Annotated in this window: 17 protein-coding genes and 1 tRNA gene; 5 read left to right on the top strand and 13 right to left on the bottom strand. The window is 64.2% G+C overall.

Annotated elements, in window-relative coordinates; all coding sequences use genetic code 11:
* The first annotated feature begins 56 nt into the window (after positions 1 to 56).
* The 4 genes from L288_RS23840 (at position 57) to hflX (ending at position 5,727) form a co-directional block, all read left to right on the top strand.
* A complete protein-coding gene (locus tag L288_RS23840) occupies positions 57 to 2,309 on the top strand; it encodes a HAMP domain-containing histidine kinase (RefSeq protein ID WP_021236631.1) in 2,253 nt (750 codons plus the stop codon).
* Positions 2,299 to 3,672, top strand: a complete 1,374-nt coding sequence (ntrX, locus tag L288_RS23835) for a nitrogen assimilation response regulator NtrX (RefSeq protein ID WP_021236630.1) — start codon at positions 2,299 to 2,301, stop codon at positions 3,670 to 3,672. Before L288_RS23840 ends, ntrX begins: the two co-directional genes overlap by 11 nt.
* A gap of 154 nt (positions 3,673 to 3,826) precedes the next feature.
* Positions 3,827 to 4,309 (top strand): RNA chaperone Hfq, encoded by a 483-nt coding sequence (gene hfq, locus L288_RS23830; RefSeq protein ID WP_021236629.1) that lies wholly within the window; start codon positions 3,827 to 3,829, stop codon positions 4,307 to 4,309.
* A gap of 62 nt (positions 4,310 to 4,371) precedes the next feature.
* The gene (hflX, locus tag L288_RS23825) at positions 4,372 to 5,727 is read left to right on the top strand and encodes a GTPase HflX (protein ID WP_021236628.1); all 1,356 of its coding nucleotides are present in this window, start codon (positions 4,372 to 4,374) and stop codon (positions 5,725 to 5,727) included.
* Here the strand turns inward: hflX and mazG are convergent.
* The 10 genes from mazG to L288_RS23775 all read right to left on the bottom strand — a co-directional run bounded on the left by mazG (position 5,724) and on the right by L288_RS23775 (position 15,677).
* Positions 5,724 to 6,512: a nucleoside triphosphate pyrophosphohydrolase gene (mazG, locus tag L288_RS23820; RefSeq protein ID WP_021236627.1), complete on the bottom strand. Its 789-nt coding sequence runs from the start codon at positions 6,510 to 6,512 to the stop codon at positions 5,724 to 5,726. The genes hflX and mazG overlap by 4 nt on opposite strands.
* A 107-nt stretch (positions 6,513 to 6,619) precedes the next feature.
* Positions 6,620 to 7,921 carry an MFS transporter gene (locus tag L288_RS23815; protein ID WP_021236626.1) on the bottom strand — a complete coding sequence of 434 codons (1,302 nt, stop codon included), beginning with the start codon at positions 7,919 to 7,921 and terminating at the stop codon, positions 6,620 to 6,622.
* On the bottom strand, positions 7,918 to 8,550 hold the full coding sequence (locus L288_RS23810; RefSeq protein ID WP_030541844.1) for a retropepsin-like aspartic protease family protein: 633 nt from the start codon (positions 8,548 to 8,550) through the stop codon (positions 7,918 to 7,920). Before L288_RS23810 ends, L288_RS23815 begins: the two co-directional genes overlap by 4 nt.
* Positions 8,551 to 8,555: 5 nt before the next feature.
* Positions 8,556 to 9,347: an MBL fold metallo-hydrolase gene (locus tag L288_RS23805; protein WP_021236624.1), complete on the bottom strand. Its 792-nt coding sequence runs from the start codon at positions 9,345 to 9,347 to the stop codon at positions 8,556 to 8,558.
* Positions 9,348 to 9,350: 3 nt separating this feature from the next.
* Complete coding sequence (locus L288_RS23800) at positions 9,351 to 10,151, bottom strand: TatD family hydrolase (protein ID WP_021236623.1); 801 nt, start codon at positions 10,149 to 10,151, stop codon at positions 9,351 to 9,353.
* Positions 10,152 to 10,154: 3 nt separating this feature from the next.
* Positions 10,155 to 11,717 (bottom strand): methionine--tRNA ligase, encoded by a 1,563-nt coding sequence (metG, locus tag L288_RS23795; protein WP_021236622.1) that lies wholly within the window; start codon positions 11,715 to 11,717, stop codon positions 10,155 to 10,157.
* Positions 11,718 to 11,772: 55 nt separating this feature from the next.
* Entirely contained in the window at positions 11,773 to 12,744 is a 972-nt protein-coding gene (locus L288_RS23790; RefSeq protein WP_021236621.1) for an AAA family ATPase, read from the bottom strand.
* Entirely contained in the window at positions 12,741 to 13,367 is a 627-nt protein-coding gene (tmk, locus tag L288_RS23785; protein WP_021236620.1) for a dTMP kinase, read from the bottom strand. Before tmk ends, L288_RS23790 begins: the two co-directional genes overlap by 4 nt.
* Positions 13,364 to 14,527, bottom strand: coding sequence for a D-alanyl-D-alanine carboxypeptidase family protein (locus tag L288_RS23780; protein WP_021236619.1), 1,164 nt, complete (start codon positions 14,525 to 14,527; stop codon positions 13,364 to 13,366). The genes tmk and L288_RS23780 overlap by 4 nt, the downstream gene beginning before the upstream one ends.
* Positions 14,528 to 14,639: 112 nt before the next feature.
* Entirely contained in the window at positions 14,640 to 15,677 is a 1,038-nt protein-coding gene (locus L288_RS23775) for a lytic murein transglycosylase (RefSeq protein WP_021236618.1), read from the bottom strand.
* A gap of 144 nt (positions 15,678 to 15,821) precedes the next feature.
* On the opposite strand from L288_RS23775, the gene L288_RS23770 reads away from it, so the two are divergent.
* Positions 15,822 to 15,911 (top strand) — tRNA-Ser (locus L288_RS23770).
* A 7-nt stretch (positions 15,912 to 15,918) separates the two neighbouring features.
* Here L288_RS23770 and L288_RS23765 read toward each other — a convergent pair.
* Genes L288_RS23765 through L288_RS23755 form a run of 3 tightly spaced genes read right to left on the bottom strand, consistent with a single transcriptional unit; the run spans position 15,919 to position 20,784 of the window.
* The gene (locus L288_RS23765; RefSeq protein ID WP_021236617.1) at positions 15,919 to 16,923 is read right to left on the bottom strand and encodes a glycosyl hydrolase family 8; all 1,005 of its coding nucleotides are present in this window, start codon (positions 16,921 to 16,923) and stop codon (positions 15,919 to 15,921) included.
* Positions 16,913 to 17,377 carry a cellulose biosynthesis protein BcsD gene (gene bcsD / locus L288_RS23760; RefSeq protein WP_223308064.1) on the bottom strand — a complete coding sequence of 155 codons (465 nt, stop codon included), beginning with the start codon at positions 17,375 to 17,377 and terminating at the stop codon, positions 16,913 to 16,915. The genes L288_RS23765 and bcsD overlap by 11 nt, the downstream gene beginning before the upstream one ends.
* On the bottom strand, positions 17,374 to 20,784 hold the full coding sequence (locus L288_RS23755; protein WP_330216940.1) for a cellulose synthase subunit BcsC-related outer membrane protein: 3,411 nt from the start codon (positions 20,782 to 20,784) through the stop codon (positions 17,374 to 17,376). Before L288_RS23755 ends, bcsD begins: the two co-directional genes overlap by 4 nt.
* Positions 20,785 to 20,791: the final 7 nt, after the last annotated feature.

Below are 20,791 nucleotides of genomic sequence, written 5' to 3'. Positions count from 1 at the left end.
AGGCCGGTACGATTACTGTGTTTGATCGAGCACTGCATTGTTGTAACAAAGCAACTATGGAAGGCGCAGTGACTCTGCCCCGCCGGGGCCGGACATGGAAGAAGATCGTCCCGCCCTTCTTGCGGCGGCGGCTTGCTTCCCTGGTGGAAGCGGCGACGCTGCTGCTGTTCCTGGGAACCGCCGGGCTTACCTATTTCCTGCTGTCGGGGCAGGGGCAATCCTACACGCTGCTGACGCCGCCCATCGTCGCGCTGCTGCTGGTGTGCAACCTGGTCCCGGCGATCGCGCTGCTGGTGCTGCTGGGGCGGCGCGTCGCCCGCCGCCGCGCCGCTCAATCAGCGATCGGCAGCGACGGGCAATTGCATGTGCGGCTGGTCGCCATATTCTCGCTGGTCGCCAGCGTGCCGATGCTGCTGGTCGTGATCTTCGCGTCGCTGCTGTTCCAATATGGCGTGCAATTCTGGTTTTCCGACAGCGCGCGGACCATGTTGCAGAATGCGAGCGATCTGGCGCGCGGCTATTATGAACAGAATCTGCGCGAGGTCGGCGACGAGACCGTCACCATGGCGAGCGACCTGCGCGATTACCTGTCCCAGTCCAAGGTATCGAGCCCGCGCTTTGCCGAGGGCTATATCTATCAGGTCGTCACGCGGAAGCTCAACCGCTCCGCCATTATCGAGGTGGGCAAGGACGGCGTGGCGCGCACGGCGGCGACGGTCGATCCCGACAGCCGCCCCGCGTCCGAAATGCTCTCGCAAGAGGTCATCCGGCGGCTGAACGCTGGGGAGAATGTCGTCGTCGCGGCCAAGCCCACGCAGATCGAGGCGGTGACGCTGCTGTATCCGGGCGCGAAAATCTATCTCTATGCGACGCGCGATTCCGGCTCCACGGCGTTCAGCAATGTCGAGCGGGCGCAGAAAGTCCTGTCCGACTATGACATTTTCGCGGCGCAATCGCGCGCCTTGCAGTTGCGCTTCAACGTCGCCTTGTTCGTCGGGTCGCTGCTGCTGGTCGGCATCGCGGTCTATATCGCGCTGACGGTCGCCGACTGGATGGTGCGGCCGGTGAACGAACTGGTGACGGCGGCCCGGCGCATCACGGCAGGCGACCTGTCCGCGCGCGTCACCAGCCCGCAATCGCGGGACGAGATCGGCACGCTGGCGTCGGCGTTCAACCGCATGACCCAGCGGCTGGAGGCGCAGACCGGCGCGCTGGTGGCCGCCAACAGCCAGCTTGACGAGCGCCGCGCCTTTATCGAAGCGATCCTGTCCGGCGTGTCGGCTGGCGTGCTGTCGGTCGATCGCGATGGCATCATCCTGCTCCTCAACAGTTCCGCGGCGGCGATATTGGTCAAGGATGGGGACGATCCGGTGGGCCAGCCGCTGAGCGACGTTTCGCCCGAACTCGCGGCGCTGATCGCGTCGGAGGAGGATGCGGGGATCGTTCAGACGCGGGCGCATGGGGAAGTGCGGACCCTTGCCGTCAAGGTGTCCGAGGATGCGTCGCGCCACATCCTGACCTTTGACGACATCACGCAGCAGCTTTCGGACCAGCGCCGGGCGGCCTGGTCGGACGTCGCGCGGCGGATCGCCCATGAGATCAAGAACCCGCTGACGCCGATCCAGCTGGCCGCCGAGCGATTGCAGCGCCGCTATGCCGATGAGGTCACCAGCGACAAGAGCACCTTCGCCCGGCTGACCGGGACGATCGTGCGCCAGGTCGGCGACTTGCGGCGCATCGTGGACGAATTTTCCTCCTTCGCCCGGATGCCCAAGCCCGTGTTCCGGCGCGAGGCGGTGGGCGACATTGCCCGCCATGCGCTGTTCCTGCATGAAGTGGCGCACCCGGACATCCGATTTGAATTCCACGCGGACGAACCCGATATGGAATTGGTGTGCGACCGGCGTCAGCTGGGGCAGGCGCTGACCAACATCGTCAAGAATGCCGTCGAGGCGATCGAGCCCAAGCCCGATCCCGCGCCCGACGCGGCGCGCGGGCATGTCCGCATGACGATGCGGCGGCAGGACGCCAATCTGCTGATCGAGGTGCGCGACGATGGTATAGGATTACCGCCGGAGCGGGAGCGCGTGCTGGAACCCTATATGACCACCCGCACCAAGGGCACGGGTCTGGGCCTGGCGATCGTCAAGAAGATCGTCGAGGAACATATGGGCGAAATCCGCCTGGAGGATGTGGAAGGCGGCGGCACTTGCGTCAGTCTTCGTTTCCCCGTGGGCGCGCTCGAAAAATTGGAAGAAGGGCAAGTCCTGACCTTGCCCAAGGGAAAAGTGACAGCCAATGGCGCTTGATATTCTGGTAGTCGACGACGAGGAAGACATTCGCGATCTGGTCGCGGGCGTGCTGGAGGATGAGGGCTTCACCACCCGCACCGCCGCCAACAGCGACAGCGCGATCGAGGCGCTGGATGCGCGCCGCCCATCGCTGGTGCTGCTGGACGTGTGGTTGCAGGGGTCCAAGCTGGACGGGCTGGAACTGCTCGATGAAATCAAACGGCGGGACGCCACCATTCCCGTGCTGATGATTTCCGGCCACGGCAATATCGATACGGCGGTGGCGGCGATCCGCAAGGGCGCGGCGGATTTCATCGAAAAGCCGTTCGAGGCGGACCGGCTGATCCACCTGGTGTCGCGCGCGACCGAGACGGAGCGGTTGCGGCGGGAAAATCAGGTGCTGCGCGCGCGCTTTGGCCAGGATGACGAGCTGACCGGCACGTCGGCGGCCATCAACGCCGTCCGCGCGACGATCAAGAAGGTCGCGGGCACGGGCAGCCGCGTGCTCATCTCCGGTCCTGCGGGGGTGGGCAAGGAAGTGGCGGCGCGCATGCTTCATAGCTGGAGCGGGCGGGCCGATGCGCCCTTCATCATCGTCGCCGCCGCGCGCATGGACCCCGATCGCGTGGAGGAGGAACTGTTCGGCGTCGAGGACCCAAGCGGACTGGTGCGGCCGGGCTATCTGGAGCAGGCGCATGGCGGCACGCTCTATCTGGACGAGATCGCGGACATGCCGCTGACCACCCAGGGCAAAATCCTGCGGGTGCTGACGGACCAGAGCTTTACGCGCGTCGGCGGGCAGCGGCAGGTGAAGGTGGATGTGCGGGTGATTTCCTCCACCGCCCGCGACCTGACGGTGGAGATCGAGGAGCGGCGCTTCCGCGAGGATTTGTTCTACCGGCTCAATGTCGTGCCGCTGGTCATTCCCTCGCTCGCCGAGCGGCGGGACGACATTCCGCCGCTGGTCGAACATTATCTCGCGCGCTTTGCCGCCGACCGCCGGGTTCCTTCGCCAGAGATCGCCAGTGACGCCATGGCGGCTTTGCAGGCGAACGAGTGGCCCGGCAATGTCCGCCAGCTTCGCAACGTCATCGAGCGCACCATGATCCTGGCGCCGGGCGAGCGGATCGGCCGCATCGAACTGGACATGCTGCCGGGCGAGCTGACCAGCAATGGCGGCGGCGAGGGGATCGGCCAGTCCGCCATCATGGGCGCGCCCCTGCGCGAGGCGCGCGAAAGTTTCGAACGGGAATATCTGCGCATCCAGATACGGCGTTTTTCAGGAAACATCTCGCGCACGGCCACGTTCATTGGAATGGAGCGGTCGGCGCTTCACCGGAAGCTCAAGCTGCTGGGCATCACGGACGGCAAGGACAGTTGACCAAGACGAACAGGCGATTGCACATGAGGGGCATGGACGCCCCTTCGCAATTGCGGTAGGTTCCATTCGCTTCCGGCTGGCGGGAGCAGGCAAGACACCCTGCCTAGGGGTGCGAGAGCGGGTAACGTCCCGCCAATAAGGACTGGTGATCACCATGGCCGATAAGATGAACAATCTTCAGGATATTTTCCTGAACAACCTGCGCAAGACCAAGACCCCTGTGACCATGTTCCTGGTCAAGGGCGTGAAGTTGCAGGGCATCATCACCTGGTTTGACAATTTTTCCGTGCTGCTGCGCCGCGACGGGCAGTCGCAGCTGGTCTACAAGCATGCCATCTCCACCGTCATGCCCGCTCAGCCTATGGACCTGACCGATCTGCGCAAGATTGGCGACGGGAACGGCAGGGGCAAGCTGTTGCAGGAAATCTTCCTGAACGCCGTGCGCAAGTCGAACAGCCCGGTCACCATGTTCCTGGTCAATGGCGTGATGTTGCAGGGCGAGATCGCCGCGTTCGACCTGTTCTGCATGCTGCTGGAGCGCGACGGGATGGTGCAGCTGGTCTACAAGCACGCCATTTCGACGGTTCAGCCTCTGCATGCGCTCGACCTGAGTGGTGAGGGCGAGGACGAGGATTGAGCTTTTGCCGCTTTCCGCCGCCCTCCGGTGAAGCGCATGGGCGGCTGAGGCGTTAAGCGGTCATGGCTGTCTTCAATCGCGATTCGGAAGATGAGGTAACGCGCGGCGCGCGGGCGATCGTCGTGCGCGCGGAAACCCATGGCGCCGAAAGGCGCGACAGCGATGCGCGGCTGGAGGAGGCGAGGGGGCTGGCGCTCGCCATCGGCATCGATGTGCGTGCGGCGCAGGCCTTCCGCGTCCGCGACCGCAAGCCTGCGACGCTGTTCGGCAGCGGACAGGTCGAGCAGATCGCGGCGCTGGCCGAAGCCGAGGATGCTGAACTGGTCATCGTCGACAATGCTTTGAGCCCCGTGCAGCAGAGCAATCTGGAGAAGGCGACCTCCACCAAGGTGATCGATCGCACCGGCCTGATCCTGGAGATTTTCGGCGAGCGGGCCGCGACGAACGAAGGGCGGTTGCAGGTCGAACTGGCCCATCTCGACTATCAGGCCGGGCGGCTGGTGCGCAGCTGGACCCACCTGGAACGGCAGCGCGGCGGCTTCGGCTTTCTGGGCGGTCCTGGCGAAACCCAGATCGAAGCCGACCGGCGGATGATCCGCGACCGCATGGCCAAGATCCGCCGCGAACTGGATCAGGTCACGCGCACGCGCAGCCTTCACCGCGCCCGGCGGCAGCGCGCGCCCTGGCCGGTCATCGCGCTGGTCGGCTATACCAATGCGGGCAAGTCCACGCTGTTCAACCGGCTGACCGGCGCTGACGTCATGGCGGAAGACCTGCTGTTCGCCACGCTGGACCCGACCATGAGGCAGATCGCCCTGCCGGGCCTGGACAAGGCGATCCTGTCCGACACGGTGGGCTTCGTTTCGGACCTGCCTACGCAGCTGATCGCGGCGTTCCGCGCGACGCTGGAGGAAGTGCTTTCGGCCGACCTCATCATCCATGTCCGCGATATTGCTCATCCCGACAGCGAGGCGCAGCGGGATGATGTGATGGACGTGCTGAGCGAGCTGGGCGTGGCGGGCGAGGGCGCTCTGGAAGGCGGCGAGGGGGACGAACCACCGCCGATCATCGAGGCATGGAACAAGCTCGACCTGCTGGATGCGGAGGCTGCGGACCATCTGCGCGAACTGGCGGCGCGCCGGGATGATGTGGTGATCCTGTCAGCGATTACCGGGCAGGGCGTCGACGATCTGCAACGGGCGATCAGCAAAAGGCTGACGGCTGGCGCGCAAGTGCATCGCTTGCATGTGCCGCTGTCCGACGGCGCGGCGCTGGCGTGGTTGCATGAGCATGGCGAAGTGATCGGAAGCACGGCCGAGCAGGGGGAGATGCTGGTGGATGTGCGCCTCTCCGACTCCGCCCTCGCACGGTTTCTCAAGCGCGGCGGGCCGAAGGCCGAGGACGGGGACGAGCCTTAGTCCGGGGTCTGCCGCCGTTTGGCCTGTTTCCACAAGGCTTCCTTATCCTCCAGCGACAGGCCGGGAAATGCCTCTCCGGCGATATCTTCCATGGTTCGGAACCGCTTCTCGAACTTGGCGGTTGCGGTGCGCAGGGCGGCTTCGGCGTCAACCTTCCAATGGCGCGCGAGGTTGACCACAGAGAAAAGCAGGTCGCCGATTTCCTCATGATGCTCATCAGGAGAAGCGGCCTCATGAACCTCTTGCAGTTCTTCCTCGATCTTGGCCACGACGCCCTGAATATCAGGCCAGTCAAAGCCGGTCCGGGCAGCGCGCTTCTGGATCTTTTCGGCGCGCAACAGGGCTGGCAGGGCCTTGGCGACACCGGCGAGAGCGCTCTGGTCAGCGTCCTTCCCGGCGCGTTCGGCGGCCTTTATGTCTTCCCAGCGGCCATGACCGTCTTCGCGGGCTACGCCATCGCCGAAAATATGGGGATGGCGGCGGATCATCTTTTCGGTGATGCCGTCGATCACATCCTGAAGAGTGAAATAGCCGGCTTGTTCGGCGATGCGGCTGTGGAACACGACCTGGAGCAGAAGGTCGCCGAGTTCGTCGCGCAGCGCCGCCATGTCGTCGCGCTCGATGGCGTCGGCGACCTCATAGGCTTCCTCGATCGTATAGGGCGCGATGGTGGAGAAATCCTGCTCTATGTCCCACGGGCAACCCGTGTCCGGGTCGCGAAGGCGCGCCATGACTTTGGCGAGCGGCATGATGTCGGCGGGACTTGGATGGGCATTGGACGGCATGGGCAAACCCGGAATAATGGTCTGGGGTAGAGTAGTTTCAGGAGGGAGAATGACCGCCCTGCCATAAATCGAAAAGTCCGATAATATATATTATGTTAAATCCAACATCAGTCTTCCAGGATGCGGCTGTGCTTTTGCGTATCCCGCATGCGGATATAGACGAGCAGCGAAATGGCGATCATCACCGTCACGTAGATGTAGAATGCCTGCTCGATGCCGAGCTGCTTAAAATAAAGCGCGACGAATTCCGCCGTGCCGCCGAAGATCGTGTTGGCCAGGGCATAAGGTAGCGCCACGCCCAGCGCGCGGATATGCGCCGGAAACAGCTCCGCCTTCACGACCGCGTTGATCGACGTATAGCCTGTGACGATGACCAGCCCGGCCATCACGAGCATTCCGGCGACCAGCGGATCGCGGGTTACGGCTAGGGTCGCAAAGATCGGATAGGTGAACAGCACGCCCGCTATGCCGAACCCGATCATCAGCGGCTTTCGTCCGATCCGGTCGGACAGCATGCCTGCAACCGGTTGCAAAAGCATGAAAAAGAACAGGGTTATACCATTGATTTGCGAAGAGACTTCACGGCTGAGGCCGCTGGTATTGACCAGGAATTTCTGCATGTAGATGGAATAGGCATAGAAAGCGATGGTGCCGCCTGCAGTCAGCAGCATCACCGTCAGCGTCTCACGCGGATGCCTGGTGACCAGTTCCACGAAGCCGGACTTGGGCGCTTCCGCCGCGCGTGCGACGGCATAGCTTTGCGTTTCGGCAAGCCCCCGCCGCAGCCAGAAGACGACGACCGCCAGCGCTCCGCCGATCAGGAACGGGATGCGCCATCCCCAGGATTCCAATTGAGTCTCGCTGAGCAAGGCTTGCAGGATCAGCAGGACGCAAATTGCCACAAGCTGGCCAGCGATCAGCGTAACATATTGAAAGCTGGAGAAGAACCCCCGCCTCTGCCGTCCCGCCATTTCCGACAGATAGGTGGCGCTTGCTCCATATTCTCCGCCGATCGACAGACCCTGCATCAGGCGGGCGAGCACCAGCAGCAGAGGCGCTGCAACGCCGATGACCGGATAGCCCGGCGTGACCGCGATCAGCAGCGACCCCGCGCACATCAGCGCGACGGACAGGGTGAGCCCGCTCTTGCGGCCATGCCGGTCCGCATAGACGCCCATCATCCATGCCCCGATCGGCCGCATCAGGAAGCCGACCGCGAAAATGCCCGCCGCGCCAAGCAACTGGGCGGTGCGATCATTGCTGGGGAAGAAATGCGGCGCGAAATAAAGGGTGAAGGCAGCGTAAGCGTACCAGTCATACCATTCAACCAGATTGCCCGCCGACCCGCCGATGATCGCCTTCAACCGTTCCCGCTGGGTCGGCGGCCGGTGGGCGAGCGGCGCCGTCATGGCGTCAGCACCATTTCGCCATCCTGCACGCCCCAGCTTTTAAGGCGCGAGAGCAGGTTCATGCCGATCACATTCACCTCGCCAAAGGCGGGCGACACGACGATGTCGAGATCGCTGGCGCGGATCGGACCGATGGCGAGGGTCGAGACGGAGGCGCGCTGGGCCGCGATCCGGCCATTGGCGGTGATCATGGATACGCCCGGCGCATTCAGGTCGAAGTTCAGGCCGGCGGCACGGGCGGAGGAGACGGACAAGGCGGTGACGCTCGCGCCGCTGTCGATCAGGAAGCGCGCAGGCGTGCCGTTGACGGTGGCTTCCACCCAGAAATGGCCATCGGGCGCCATGGGAACCCGCAGCGTCCGCCCTTCCGCACGCGTCGCTGGCGGAGACGTGGGAACGGCCTGATCCGAAGCAGCGGGAACCGGCCCCCCTTCCCTCGCCGTTTGAGAGAAGAGGCCGCTGCGTTCGCCCAGCTTGAACAGCAGGAGCAGCACGGCGAAGATGACGGCCCAGAACATGGCCATGCGCAGAAGCCCGGCCATGGGCAAGCGCCGCGCCAGAAGGGCCGAGCCGACCAGAACGAGCGCCAGAACATACCAGAGGCTGGACATCGCCTGATCGCCGCTCATGTCCATCAGCCCTGCCGCCTCGCCTCGTCCAGCTCTATCACCATGCCGTCATAGGCCGGCTCCACGCCAGCGGGAAGTGAGCGGCGGAGCGTGGCATAGTCCATGCTCTGGTCCATATGGGTAAGCAGCGATCGCGCCGGACTCAACGCCGCTATGGCGTCAAGCGTCAGCGCCAGATGCGGATGAGTGGGATGCGGCTTTTCGCGCAGGGCGTCCACCACCCAGAGGTCAAGGCCGTCATATAAGGCGATCATTTCCGGCGTGAGCGCGTGGAAATCCGTCGCATAGCCGACCGAGCGGCCGCCATGGGTGAAGCGAAAGCCGGTCGAGTAGATCTCGCCATGGGGCTGATCCGTGCAGGCGATGTCGATGTCGCCGATCCGCAACCCATCGGGCAGGACATGCGGCTCTATCGTCGCATGATAGCCCTGCCGCCCTTCGAATGCGTAGGCGAAGCGCTCCGCCAGCAGTTTGAGCGTCTGGCGGCGGGCATAACCGGGAACGGGGCTGCGCCGGTGATGGTAAAGCTGACGCACATCATCGATGCCGTGGCAATGATCGGCATGATCATGGGTCCACAGGATCGCGTCGATCTGAATCACATCGGCGGCCAGCAATTGCGCCCGCATGTCCGGCGAGGTGTCGACCAGCAGGCGGGTGGACGGGCTTTCGACCAGGATGGAGACGCGGGTGCGGCGGTTTTTCGGTTCTTGCGGGTCGCAGCTTCCCCAATCATTGCCGATCCGGGGCACGCCCGACGATGTGCCGCAGCCCAATATGGTGACCTTCAGCCCCATCGATCAGGCAGGCCCATCGATCTTGCTGAACCCATTGATCTTGCTGAACAGGGCGCGGAAATTGTCCGAAGTGGCCTGTGCCAGTTGCTCCACATCCTCGCCGCGCAGAATGGCCAGAAAGCGGGCCGTATCAGCGACATAGGCAGGCTCGCACGGCTTGCCGCGGTGCGGGACCGGGGCGAGGAAGGGCGAGTCCGTTTCGATCAGCAGCCGGTCCAGCGGCAGGCGAGCGGCGGTTTCCTGCAAGTCCTTCGCGCTCTTGAACGTCACTATGCCTGAAATGCTGATATAGAGGCCCAGATCGAGGGCGGCATCGGCGAACGCGCCGCTGGCGGTGAAGCAATGGATGACGCCGCTATAGGCCCCCTGCCCCATTTCGTCCCGCAATATGGCGAGCGTGTCTTCCTCTGCATCGCGGGTATGGACGATCAGCGGGAGGCCGGTTTCGCGCGCCGCCGCGATGTGCGAGCGGAAGCTGCGCCGCTGCCGATCGCGGTCGCTATGGTCGTAATAATAATCGAGCCCGGTTTCGCCGATCCCCACGACACGCGGATGGGCGGCGCGATCGATCAGCTTGGCCGTGTCGATATGCGGATGTTCATCGGCTTCATGCGGATGAATGCCCACCGTCGCCCACACGTCGGGTTCCCGCAAAGCCGTGCCGAGCACATCATCCCACTCGCTTTCACGCGTGGCGATGTTGAGCATCAGGTCTACGCCCGCAGCGCGAGCGCGTTCAAGCACATTATGCTGATCTTCGATCAAGCCCTTGTAATTCAAGTGGCAATGACTGTCGATCAGCATCGTTCAGGCGTCCGCTTCCGCAAGTTCCAGGCGAGGGAATAGCGGTTTGGGCGCGCTGAGCGCAAAGCCGCTGCCGCGCAACTGCGTGTACCAATCAGTCCCGATGACGTCATAGCCGCGCCGGTCGGCGGCCACGCCCATCTGGTCGAGCAGCGCCGTGGCGCTGGCGGGGATGACCGGCTGGATCATGATGGCGAGGCTGGCGATCGCATCGTAGAGCGTCGCCAGCACCGCTTCCATCCGTGCGGGATCGGTCTTGCGAAGCGCCCATGGGGCCTGCGCGTCGATATAGGCGTTGCAGGCGAACACGGCGCGTATCCAGGCCTCGATCGCTACCGAGGGCGCGAGATCGGACATGGCCTGTTGGAACGCCGTGGCAGCTTGCCGAACCGTAACGAGCAACTCCGTGTCGGCATCCTGCGGCTTGGGCTGCGGCAGGCGGCCGTCCAGATTCTTGGCGATGAAGCTCAGGGTCCGCTGGGCGAGGTTGCCGAAACTATTGGCAAGATCGCTGTTGGACCGGGCCACGATCGCTTCGGCGCTATAGCTGCCGTCATTGCCGAAGGTGACTTCGGACAGCAGGAAATAGCGTAGCTGGTCCACCCCGAAGCGATCGGCCAATTCCATCGGATCGGCGACATTGCCGACAGACTTCGACATCTTCTCTCCCCGGTTGAGAAGGAAGCCATGGCCGAAGATCCGGCGCGGGAGAGGCAACTTCGCACTCATAAGGAAGGCTGGCCAGTAAACCGCATGAAAACGCACAATATCCTTGCCGATGACATGCGTGATATCGCCGCCTTCGGACCAGTAGCGCGCCATGCGTCCGGCATCATCGGGATAGCCGCAGCCCGTCAGGTAATTGGTCAGCGCGTCGACCCACACATACATGACATGGCCTTCGCTGCCCGGCACTTTCACGCCCCAGTCGAAGCTGGTGCGCGAAATGCTGAGGTCGCTGAGTCCGCCTTCGACGAAGCGCATGATCTCGTTTCGGCGGCTGTCGGGCTGGATGAAGTCCGGCTGGCTGTTGTAGAGGTCCAGCAGCCTTTGCTGGTAGGCGGACAGGCGGAAGAACCAGCTTTCCTCGACCGTCCATTCGACCGGCGTGCCCTGCGGCGAGAGCTTCTGATCGCCCTCTCCGCTCACCAGTTCCTTTTCGTCGTAAAAGGCTTCGTCACGGACGGAATACCAGCCTTCATAGCGGCCGAGATAGAGGTCGCCATTAGCCTCCATCGCTTGCCAGAGCGCCTGGCTGGCACGATGGTGATCCGGTTCGCTGGTGCGGATGAAGCGATCATGACTGATGTTCAGCCTGTCGTTCATCTCCTTGAAATATCCCGACATTTCGTCGGCAAGGGCGCGCGGCTCCATGTTGCGCGCGCGGGCGGCCTGGGCCATTTTCAGCCCATGTTCGTCAGTTCCCGTCTGAAAGAACACGTCGCGGCCCATCATCCGCTGAAAACGGGCGATCGCGTCGGTCGCGATCACTTCATAGGCATGGCCGATATGGGGACGGCCGTTGGGATAGCTGATGGCGGTGGTGATCGTATAGGGTCGCGGCATGAGCCCTTCCCTAGCGGCTGTTCCGGGCTAGGCAAAGCCTGCTTTTACCGGCCCTTCAACCGTGGCGGGCCGCGAGCGCCGCGACATGGCCGGAAAGTTCGAACGCGACCGATCCCGGCTCAAGCGAAAGGATGATGGCGCCGCTTGCCAGCTGACGCGCGGCTTCCCAATGGTCGATCGCCTTGCCCAGATCAGCGCCGCTGCGCCGCCGCGCCATGTCCGCGATGAAGGACGGAACACGCTCAAGGAAAGCCTCATAACGCGGCCGGGCGGCCTTGGCCGACAGGGTCTTGGCGAGGATGAGGCGCTGGCGGTTGCCGGGGTCGCCCTCGGCGGCGATCGACGCGAGCGTGCGTTCGATTTCGGCGAAATCAAGACCGGCGTAGCGCAGCGCCTTGCCTGGCGAGCCTTCCCCGGCGCGGACCAGCGCTTCGATTTCCTGTTGGTCGACCGGCGGGTCCTGCGCGCGCAGCACCGTGCGCACCGCATCATCGTCCAGCGGATTGAAACGCAGCGTCCGGCAGCGGGAGCGGATCGTCGGCAGCAGCCTTCCGGGCGCATGGCTGACCAGCAGGAACAGCATGCCCGGCGGCGGCTCCTCCAGCGTCTTGAGCAGCGCATTGGCCGCGCCCCGCTCCAGATCGTCGGCACTGTCGATCACCACCACGCGGCGGGAGGAGAAAGTGGGGGCCGACTGAATCAGCCGGTGCAGGCCGCGCACCTGATCGACGGAAATGTTGCGCGCGGTTCCGCTTTCCTTTTCCAGGCAGAAAAGCTCGGCATAGTCGGGATGCGCATCGGCCGCGATCAGGCTGCGGGTGGGATTGTCCTGAGGGACCGAAAGCCCCTGCCCCTCCAGCGGGTTTCCGGCGGCTTCCGCCAGCAGCCGCAGGGCAGCGGCGCGCGCGAACGTCGCTTTCCCGATGCCGCGCGGTCCGGCCAATATCCAGCCATGATGCATGCGATCGCCGCGCGCGGCGGCGAGCAATGTTCCTGCCTGAGCGTCATGGCCGACAAGCGCCGTCATGGCAGCAGGTCATCCAGCGCTTCCATCAGCCGGGCGGTGACTTCGGCGCGCTCCCCGGAAGCGTCGATGGAGCGGACGCGATCAGGCTCCTGCGCGGCGATGCGGGCGAAGCGGTCCGCGACGGCCCGGTGGAATGCAGGGTCGCGGCCGCCGATGCGGTCGGCCGCTCCGCCATCGCGATCATGGGCGCGCCGCTCGGCCTCCCCATCGGGCAGGAACAGGAAAAAGCTGCGATCCGGCGCGAAACCGCCGCTGCCGATCTGGTGGAGCGTCAATATGTCGGCGTCGCCAAGGTCGCCCATGCCCTGATAGGCGCGGCTGCTGTCGAGAAAGCGGTCGGAAAGGACCCATGCGCCTCTTTCCAGCGCGGGCCTGATCGTCTTGTCGACATGGTCGGAGCGGGCAGCGGCGAACAGCAAAGCCTCCGCCCTGGGATTCCAGCGATCCGCCTCGCCGGTGAGCAGCAGCGCGCGGATCGCCTCCGCCCCTTCGCTGCCGCCCGGTTCGCGCGTTTCGACCACGTCCAGGCCGCGCCCCCGCAAGGCGGCGGCAAGCGCCTTCAACTGGGTCGACTTGCCCGCGCCCTCCCCGCCTTCCAAGGTGATGAAGCGGCCGCGTGTCACCCGAAGAAGGACTTCAACCCGTTCCACAGGCGGCCGAACAGGCCTGCCTCCGACACGGCTTCGCCAGCCTCCAGCGGCAGGATCTGCGGCGGCGTGTCGGGGGTGGAGATGATCAGCTGCGCGATCCTCTGCCCCTTGGCGATGGGCGCCTTGATCGGGCCGGTATAGGCTACCTTGACCGAGATATTGCCCGACGCCGTGCGCGGCAGGGTGACCGCCATGTCCTGCGGCGCGACGAGCGGCACGCTGGTGGCGCTGCCGAGCTGAACCTCAGCGGTTTCGACGGTCTGCCCCTTCTTGAACAGGGGCTGGGACTTCCACGCCTTGAAGCCCCAATCCATGAAACGCACCGACTCCGCGATGCGGCTGTTGAAGGTGGGGAGGCCCGCGACGACCATCACCAGGCGGCGGCCGCCCTGTTCGGCCGAGCCGGTGAAGCCGAACCCTGCCTCCGAAGTATGGCCGGTCTTCAGCCCGTCGGCGCCCGGAATGCGGCCGAGGATGGGATTGCGATTGCCCTGCTCGATATCCGCGCCGCCCATCGTCTTGCCCCAGGTGAAGGAGCGGGTCGCGTAGAAGCGCTTGTAGAGATCGGGCGTCTCCTCGATCGTCGCTTCCGCCAGCCGGGCGAGATCCTCCGCGGTGACATAGGTCACGCCTTCGTCAGGCCAGCCGTTGCTGTTGCCGAAATTGCTGTTGTCGAGGTCAAGCCGCTTGGCTTCCTCGTTCATCAGCGCGACGAAGGCCTGCTCCGTTCCGGCGATGCCTTCGGCCAGCACGACGCAGGCGTCATTGCCCGACAGGGTGACGATGCCATGGAGGAGATTTTCGACCGAAACCTGCTCCCCCGCCGACAGGAACATGGTGGAGCCAGCCGCCGGGCCATGCCATTTCTGCCAGGTTTCGGGACGCACCGTGAACATGGTGTCGAGCTTCAGGTCGCCCTTCTGGATCAGGCGGAAGGCGACGTGGGCCGTCATCATCTTCGCCATGGAGGCGGGAGGGATGCGGGTCTTGCCGCCCTTGTTATACAGAACCGCGCCCGAAGAAAGGTCCTTCATATAAGCGATCGGCGCTTCGCTGGTGTAAGGCGGCGCGGCGGCCGTGAGCGGCTGTGTCAGAAGCCCGATGAAGAGAATGGCGGCTACGGACTTTTTCATGTGGACTGCCTTCGCACTGATGGATTCGGGTGATGAGGATGCCGGTCGCCAGTCATTAGACATGACAGGAACATTCACAAGGGCCTGCGGGAAAGAGGCCTGAGGAACCGCTCTACTGCCTTACGGCGTCGGCCAGAAGCCCAACGGAAAGAGCGTAGAAATTGGAGCAATTATAATCAAGTATCGCCCGGTAGTTGCTGGTCAGCAGATAGGCGGTCTTTCCCGGACCATCGGGCTCCAGCAGGGTGGCCATGACCGTGTCTGGCGGCCAGTTGCCCGCGATGCTGGTAACGCCCAGGCGCCGCCATTCGGCCATGCTGAGCCAGCGGCTGTGCCGGTTGAAGACGCGGGGGCAGCGCGCCGGGCTGGTCCGCGCGGCAAGGCTCGCCCGGTCGAGCCCTCCGGGCACCGACACGGCGACGCCCCAGGGCTGGCCCCGCCGCCATCCGGCATTCACGAAATAATTGGCGATGGACGCCAGCGCGTCGGCTTCGCTGTTCCATATGTCGACGCGGCCGTCTCCATCGCCATCCTTGCCCAGGCGCAGATAGACGCTGGGCAGGAATTGCGGATATCCCGTCGCCCCCGCCCAGCTTCCAACGAGGCGGCTGCGCGGAACGCCGCTGTCGAGCATCTTGAGCGTCGCCAGCAGTTCCGGTTCGAACAGGCTTCGCCGCCGCCCTTCATAGGCCAGCGTCGCCAGCGACCGGATCAGGTCGAAATCGCCGGTATAGGAGCCATAGTTGGTTTCATGACCGTAGATGGCGACCATTATCTCTTCGGGAACGCCGGTTTCCGCCTCGATCCGGGCGAGCCGGGCGCGATTGGCCTGATAGGCTACACGGCCCCGGCTGATGCGGGCGGCATCGACATGCCTCTGCCGGTAGGGTTCGAAATTGGGGATAGGGGAATAAGCCCCGCCGCCCGGCTGGTTCTGATCCAGTTCGATCACGCGCGGATTGGGGGTCAGCGTAGGGAATACGGAATCCAGCGTCGCATCCCTGATGCCCATCGCCCGCGCCTTTGGCCGGATCGATTCAAGATAGCTGCGGAAGGCGACATTCTCCTGCGCTCTTGCCGATCCGTCGAACAGCGGTCCGGTAAGGACGGCGCCAAGACAGAGGATTGCCAGGAAAATGATGGAACGCATTGAAGAATCTCCCTTCCCCGTTTGTGGCACAGGGACAGCGGGTGATGAAATCCCCTAATCTGTCCAAAGCTCCACGAAGCGGAAAAGGGATGCCCGCATTTTAGGCTTGGCTTGGCCGCAGGGTACGCTAGGAAGCAGCGCAACGGACAGGTGGCCGAGTGGTTTAAGGCAGCGGTCTTGAAAACCGCCGTGGGTTCACGCTCACCGTGGGTTCGAATCCCACCCTGTCCGCCATTTGCAACTAAAGCGTCTGAGCCAGCATTTGCAGCGAGGCTGCATAATAGTCGTTGGACAGCGGCTGCGACGCCGATAGATTGAGGGCCTTGCTTGCGATGGCGAGGCCGCCTGGGGACAAAGCAAATTCGGCTTCCTGACCGGTTCGCACGTCGATCCATGCAGGTATGGTCCGGCCTGCGCGCACATAGGCGCGCCAGCAATCGATCACCGGCGTCACCAGATTCCGCCTGCCTCCAGCAAGCGCGTAGAGGGGAATGCGCAGAGCGTCGAAGCCGAAGCGCGGCGGCTTTGAAGCGGCGGGGGTCACTCCCGCGTTCGCAGTCACATCGACCCAATCGGCCGGCAGGTTTCGCGGACCGAAGCGCGCCGCAGCCAGCAGTTTTTCACTGTCTGCGATCACATTTCCCCATACCGCTTCGCCATCCAGCTGCCGGAACTTGTCGAGCGCCGGCCAGACGAAATAGGACGGGTTCACCGTCACCACATTGGCGGTCGCAAAGCCTTCCAGCCCCGGCAGCAGCAGACGGCGGCCGAACTGCTCTATCACCAGATGGGAAAGGATCGCGGCGCGGATTTCCTCCGACCGCGCCATCAAGGCGGGGTCCTTCCAGGTTTCGCCCGCTTGTGCCAGCGCCCAGGCCAGGAAGATGTCCCCGTCGGTGGCATTGTTCCGGTCAGCTACCGGCACCGGCTGGCGCGGGTCGAACCGCCAGGCGTAGAGAGCCAGGTCCTTCCGGGCGAGCGTAGTTTCGGTCCACTCCAAGATTGAATCGAAAGCAGGCCGATCCCCCGCGCGAAGGGCAAGCCACAGGCCATATCCCTGGCCCTCGCTGTGGCTGACGCCGCCATTACCATTGTCGATGATGCGGCCCGACGAGTCGAGAAACGCGGATTTGAACTGCGCCCAGCGTTCGTTCTTCACCGGCGTTCTCCGCTCTCCGGCGCGGGCGCAGGACGATGTCAGCATGGCGAACGCGGCAAGCGCGAAGGTACGGCGATCAACGCCCATGCCACAGGTCCAGCACGCCGCCGTTGAAGTCCATCGCGCGCGTCACCAGCGCGGGGCCGCTGCCCAGTTCGCGAAACCAGCTATCATAGACGCCTTCCAGCACGGCGGCGATCAATTCGGGCCAGTGGCCATCGACATCGCCGTCGATGGCATGGGGAAGCCCCTGATGCCGAATGGCGATGCCATCTTCTTCCATGCAGAAGATCACATGGCCCCAATCGAGCGCGGCCCATAATTTGTTGGCGCGAGTGGCCAGCAGGGGAAGGTCGACGGCAGCATCCATGGGTTCAAGCGCGGCCAGACGCCGGCCGACGGCGCCGAAGAAGGCGCGCGCCTGGGCAGTGGACGCCGTGCTCCAGATTTCCGCAGCCGTCAGTGCCGTCAACAGAGCCAATCCGTGCGGATCGGCGGCCGTGTCTTCCGGCGGCATCAGTCTGCGGAAAGCTTCATTCACGGTGCAGCTCCAAGTGACTGACGGATTCCGATCAGCGAGCGGAATTCGTCATAATTGCCAAAAGTGTTGATCCCCATCTGACCGCCAACCCGCGTCGTCGGGCTTACGCGATAGTAGATCGATCCATCAGCCGACAGCGCAAAGCCTGTCTTGCTGATGCTGTCATAGGTTGAACGCACATCACTGTTCAGTTGTTTCAAACTGTTAAGCACGCCTTGGGCCGCATCGCTGGTCGGGTAGAGATTGGCCTCTTCCTGATCATAGCTTTGATAGCCCGGAGCGAAATTGCCCCGCACCTCCCATCGGCTGCCCTCATATGTATAACGGACGGGGAAGCTGACACTTAAGAAACTTTGCGGGCTAAAATATCCGCCATGGCCAAAGGTGAAGAAATTCTGGTTATTGTCGAAATCCTGATAATTGACGTTGATGCCACCCGTCAGCGATGAAGCGTCGCCTTCATAGAAGCGCATGTAGCCGCCCAGGTTCAGCTGAATGCCGTAATTGCGTCGGACATTGAGGCCACGGTAGCGGTGGAAGCTGGCATCGCCGTAGAAGCCGCTGCCGTTGCGATCATAGCTGAAGGACATGCCGCCGCCGGTCTTCATCACCTGACCCCAACGTTCGCCCAGTCCATAAGAGCCAAACAGCCCTGGCGTGTCGCGCAGGCGCTGCCCCGTGACGGGATCGCGTGCGTCGGCATCGGCGGCGATCGCATTTACCGCTTGCTCCAGTTGCGCATCGCCCGCCGGATTATCGGCACCCGCATAGGACAGGATGCTGTCCTTCACGGGTTGCCGCTCGATCCAGATCTTGCCCGAAGCGGTGGAGGAAAAGCGGGGCGTGGCCGCCGCATACCAGGTCGCCTTGCTCTTTCCGAAGCCCAGAGGCGTCACCCCTGCTTCCAGATGCACGAGCGGGCTCTTGTAAGCGGCGGACAAGGCGACGCCAGAGGCATGCTGAGTGTCCGCCCCGATGTTGCGGGGCGCGACCTGGCCGACGATCGCGGCGGCTTCGGAAATGCCGTTGCCGCCAAACCGCGCGGAACCGGATGATGCTGGCGCACCTGCATCCAGCACGACCGCCTCGGCCTTCGCGGAAATGCGTCCCCCGGCAACGCCTGTCGAGATGGTGGCCGATCCACTGATTTCCCGCAGCTCGCTCAGCCCCTCTTCTCCAGAACGCTGGCGGTAGCCCGTTTCCACGTCCGCACGCGGCCCGCTTTCCCCTGAGAGCGAGCGGATGTCCGACTCCAGCCGCGCGAGCACCGGATCGCCGATCGGCATGCCGCCCGATTGCACTCCGTCAAAGGCTGAGCCGCTGCCGCCCGCAGAGGGGAAGCCGGTCTGGATCGGCGGCAACGGATTGCTTGCGTCTGGCAGGCGCGACCCGCCGCTCAGGGCAAAGGGATTCACCGGCGCTGGCGCTGGCATACTCCCCTGCGAGCGGAACGGATTGGCACCCATGGAGGTGGCCGCGAAAGGATTGCTGGCGGTTAGCGGAGTGTCCGAACCGCCTGTGCGCCTGGCGTAAAGTTCCCGCGCCCGCTTCAGATAGCGCAGCGCAGCGCCTTCATTGCCACGCGCCTGCTCCATGCGGGCTGCGGCGAGGTAGACCTCATGGTCTTCGGGCCATTGCTGTGCCGCGCGGTCGATCGCCTGCTTCGCCAGCGAGGTATCCCCAGCAGCGCCCGCTGTCTCGATCAGGCCAAGCAACGCATCACGATCCTTGGGTGACTGCGCCAGGATGAGCTGATAGCTTTGCGCGGCGCGCGCAGGCATACCGCCCGATTGATAGAGCCGCGCGAGCGCCGAAAGCACCTCGCGATTACCGGGCGCGGCATTCCAGGCGGACTGGAGCAGGTCGAAGGCGGGCGCATATTGCTGCGCCAGCCGAAGCCGGTCCGCCTGCGCCGCAGCCATTCCACCCTTGATACGCGCAAGCGTCCGTTGCCCCTCGGCCGATCCTTCCGCCATCTGGCTTGCGCGTTGAAGCGCTGCTGCGGCGAGGTCATCGCGCCCGGTCTTGGCCAGCACCCGGACGACGGGTTCATAGCCTTCGACGTCGCTGATTTCGCCAGCCATGGCCTGCTGCGCCAGTGACGCCGCGCCGTCCACGTCTCCCGCATCGTAGAGTGCGTCGGCAATCGCTGCCTGTTGGGCGGCGGGAAGGGCGGATGTCGCGCTCAACTGCTGCAAGACGGCGCGTGCTTCGGCCTGCCGTCCCGACGCGGCAATATCGCGGGCGCGCTGGATTGCTTGATCGGCTTTGAGGCCGAGTGCGAAGTTGCGCATCTGATCGGTGCGCTGCGCGTCAGGAATCCTGTCTATCAACGCCGCCGCTGCCGCTGGACGATTGAGCGACCCATTGATCAGCGCCGCCGCGTAAAGGGCATCCGGGTTCGACGAGGTGGACAGCGACCGGACGAGCGCGTCTGCATCGGACACCCGGCCGCGATCGATCATGAAGCGGGCATATTCATAGCGTATCCACGGGTCGTTCTGGTCGAGCAGCAGCCCGGACTGAAATTCCTGTTCCGCAGTCACTTCATCGCCGCGGGCTGCGGCGGCGAGCGCGCGCCCACGCGCAGCGCGGCTTTTCAGCCGCATTTCCGATTGCGCGTCTTCAGAGCCGCTACCGCTAGCCTGGCGGAACATATCGGCGGCATCGGCATAGCGCCCCTGACGTTCGTAGATATTGGCCAGCAACTCGATCGCGGGCTGACGTTCCGCATAGCCCGAGCGCACGAGCGCTTCGGCCTTGCCCTGAGCCTCGGCGATCCGTCCTGCGGCAAGGGCCGACTGCGCCTCTCCCAAGCCAGCGTAGAAGCGCGCGGCTGCCAGCGCCTCCGCCCATTTGGACGCCGTGCCCATGCGAGAGGCCTGCTCAAGCAGGTCGCGCGCATCAGCGAAGCGGTTCTGTCGCAGGCGCACCACGCCCAAGCCACCCAGCGCGTCGGCATCATTGCGGTTCCGGCTTAGCGCACGTTCGAACAGATTGGACGCTTCGCCAAGGTTGTTGCGATCGAGCGCCCTGAACCCTGCGGCTCGCGCTTCGCCACCAGTATCCGGCCGGGCGGGCCGCGATGGTGCCTGGGTGCGGGTAGAGGGCTGAGCGGAACGCTGCGTCCCGGCAGAAGCGGACGGAGCCGGTGCCGGTTTGGCGGCAGGGCGCGCAGCTTTGCTGCTTGCTCCGCCACCGTTCAGTCCTCTGCGCGCCTCTGCATTGGACGGGTCGAGCGCCAAGGCGCGGCGATAGGCCTGGTTCGCCAGATCCTGCCGCCCCTTGCTCTGCCAATAGCGCCCCTGCTGGATGAGAGCAGCAACACCGGGCGTTTCGGCCCAGCCGGTGACCGGCATGGCGACTGAGGCCACAAGAGCTGCAATCAGGATTTTGCGCATTTTCATGGTGCTG

Origin of the sequence: Sphingobium quisquiliarum P25 (assembly GCF_000445065.1) — a bacterium.
GTDB lineage: Bacteria > Pseudomonadota > Alphaproteobacteria > Sphingomonadales > Sphingomonadaceae > Sphingobium > Sphingobium quisquiliarum.
This window is presented reverse-complemented; position numbering and strand designations above follow the sequence as displayed.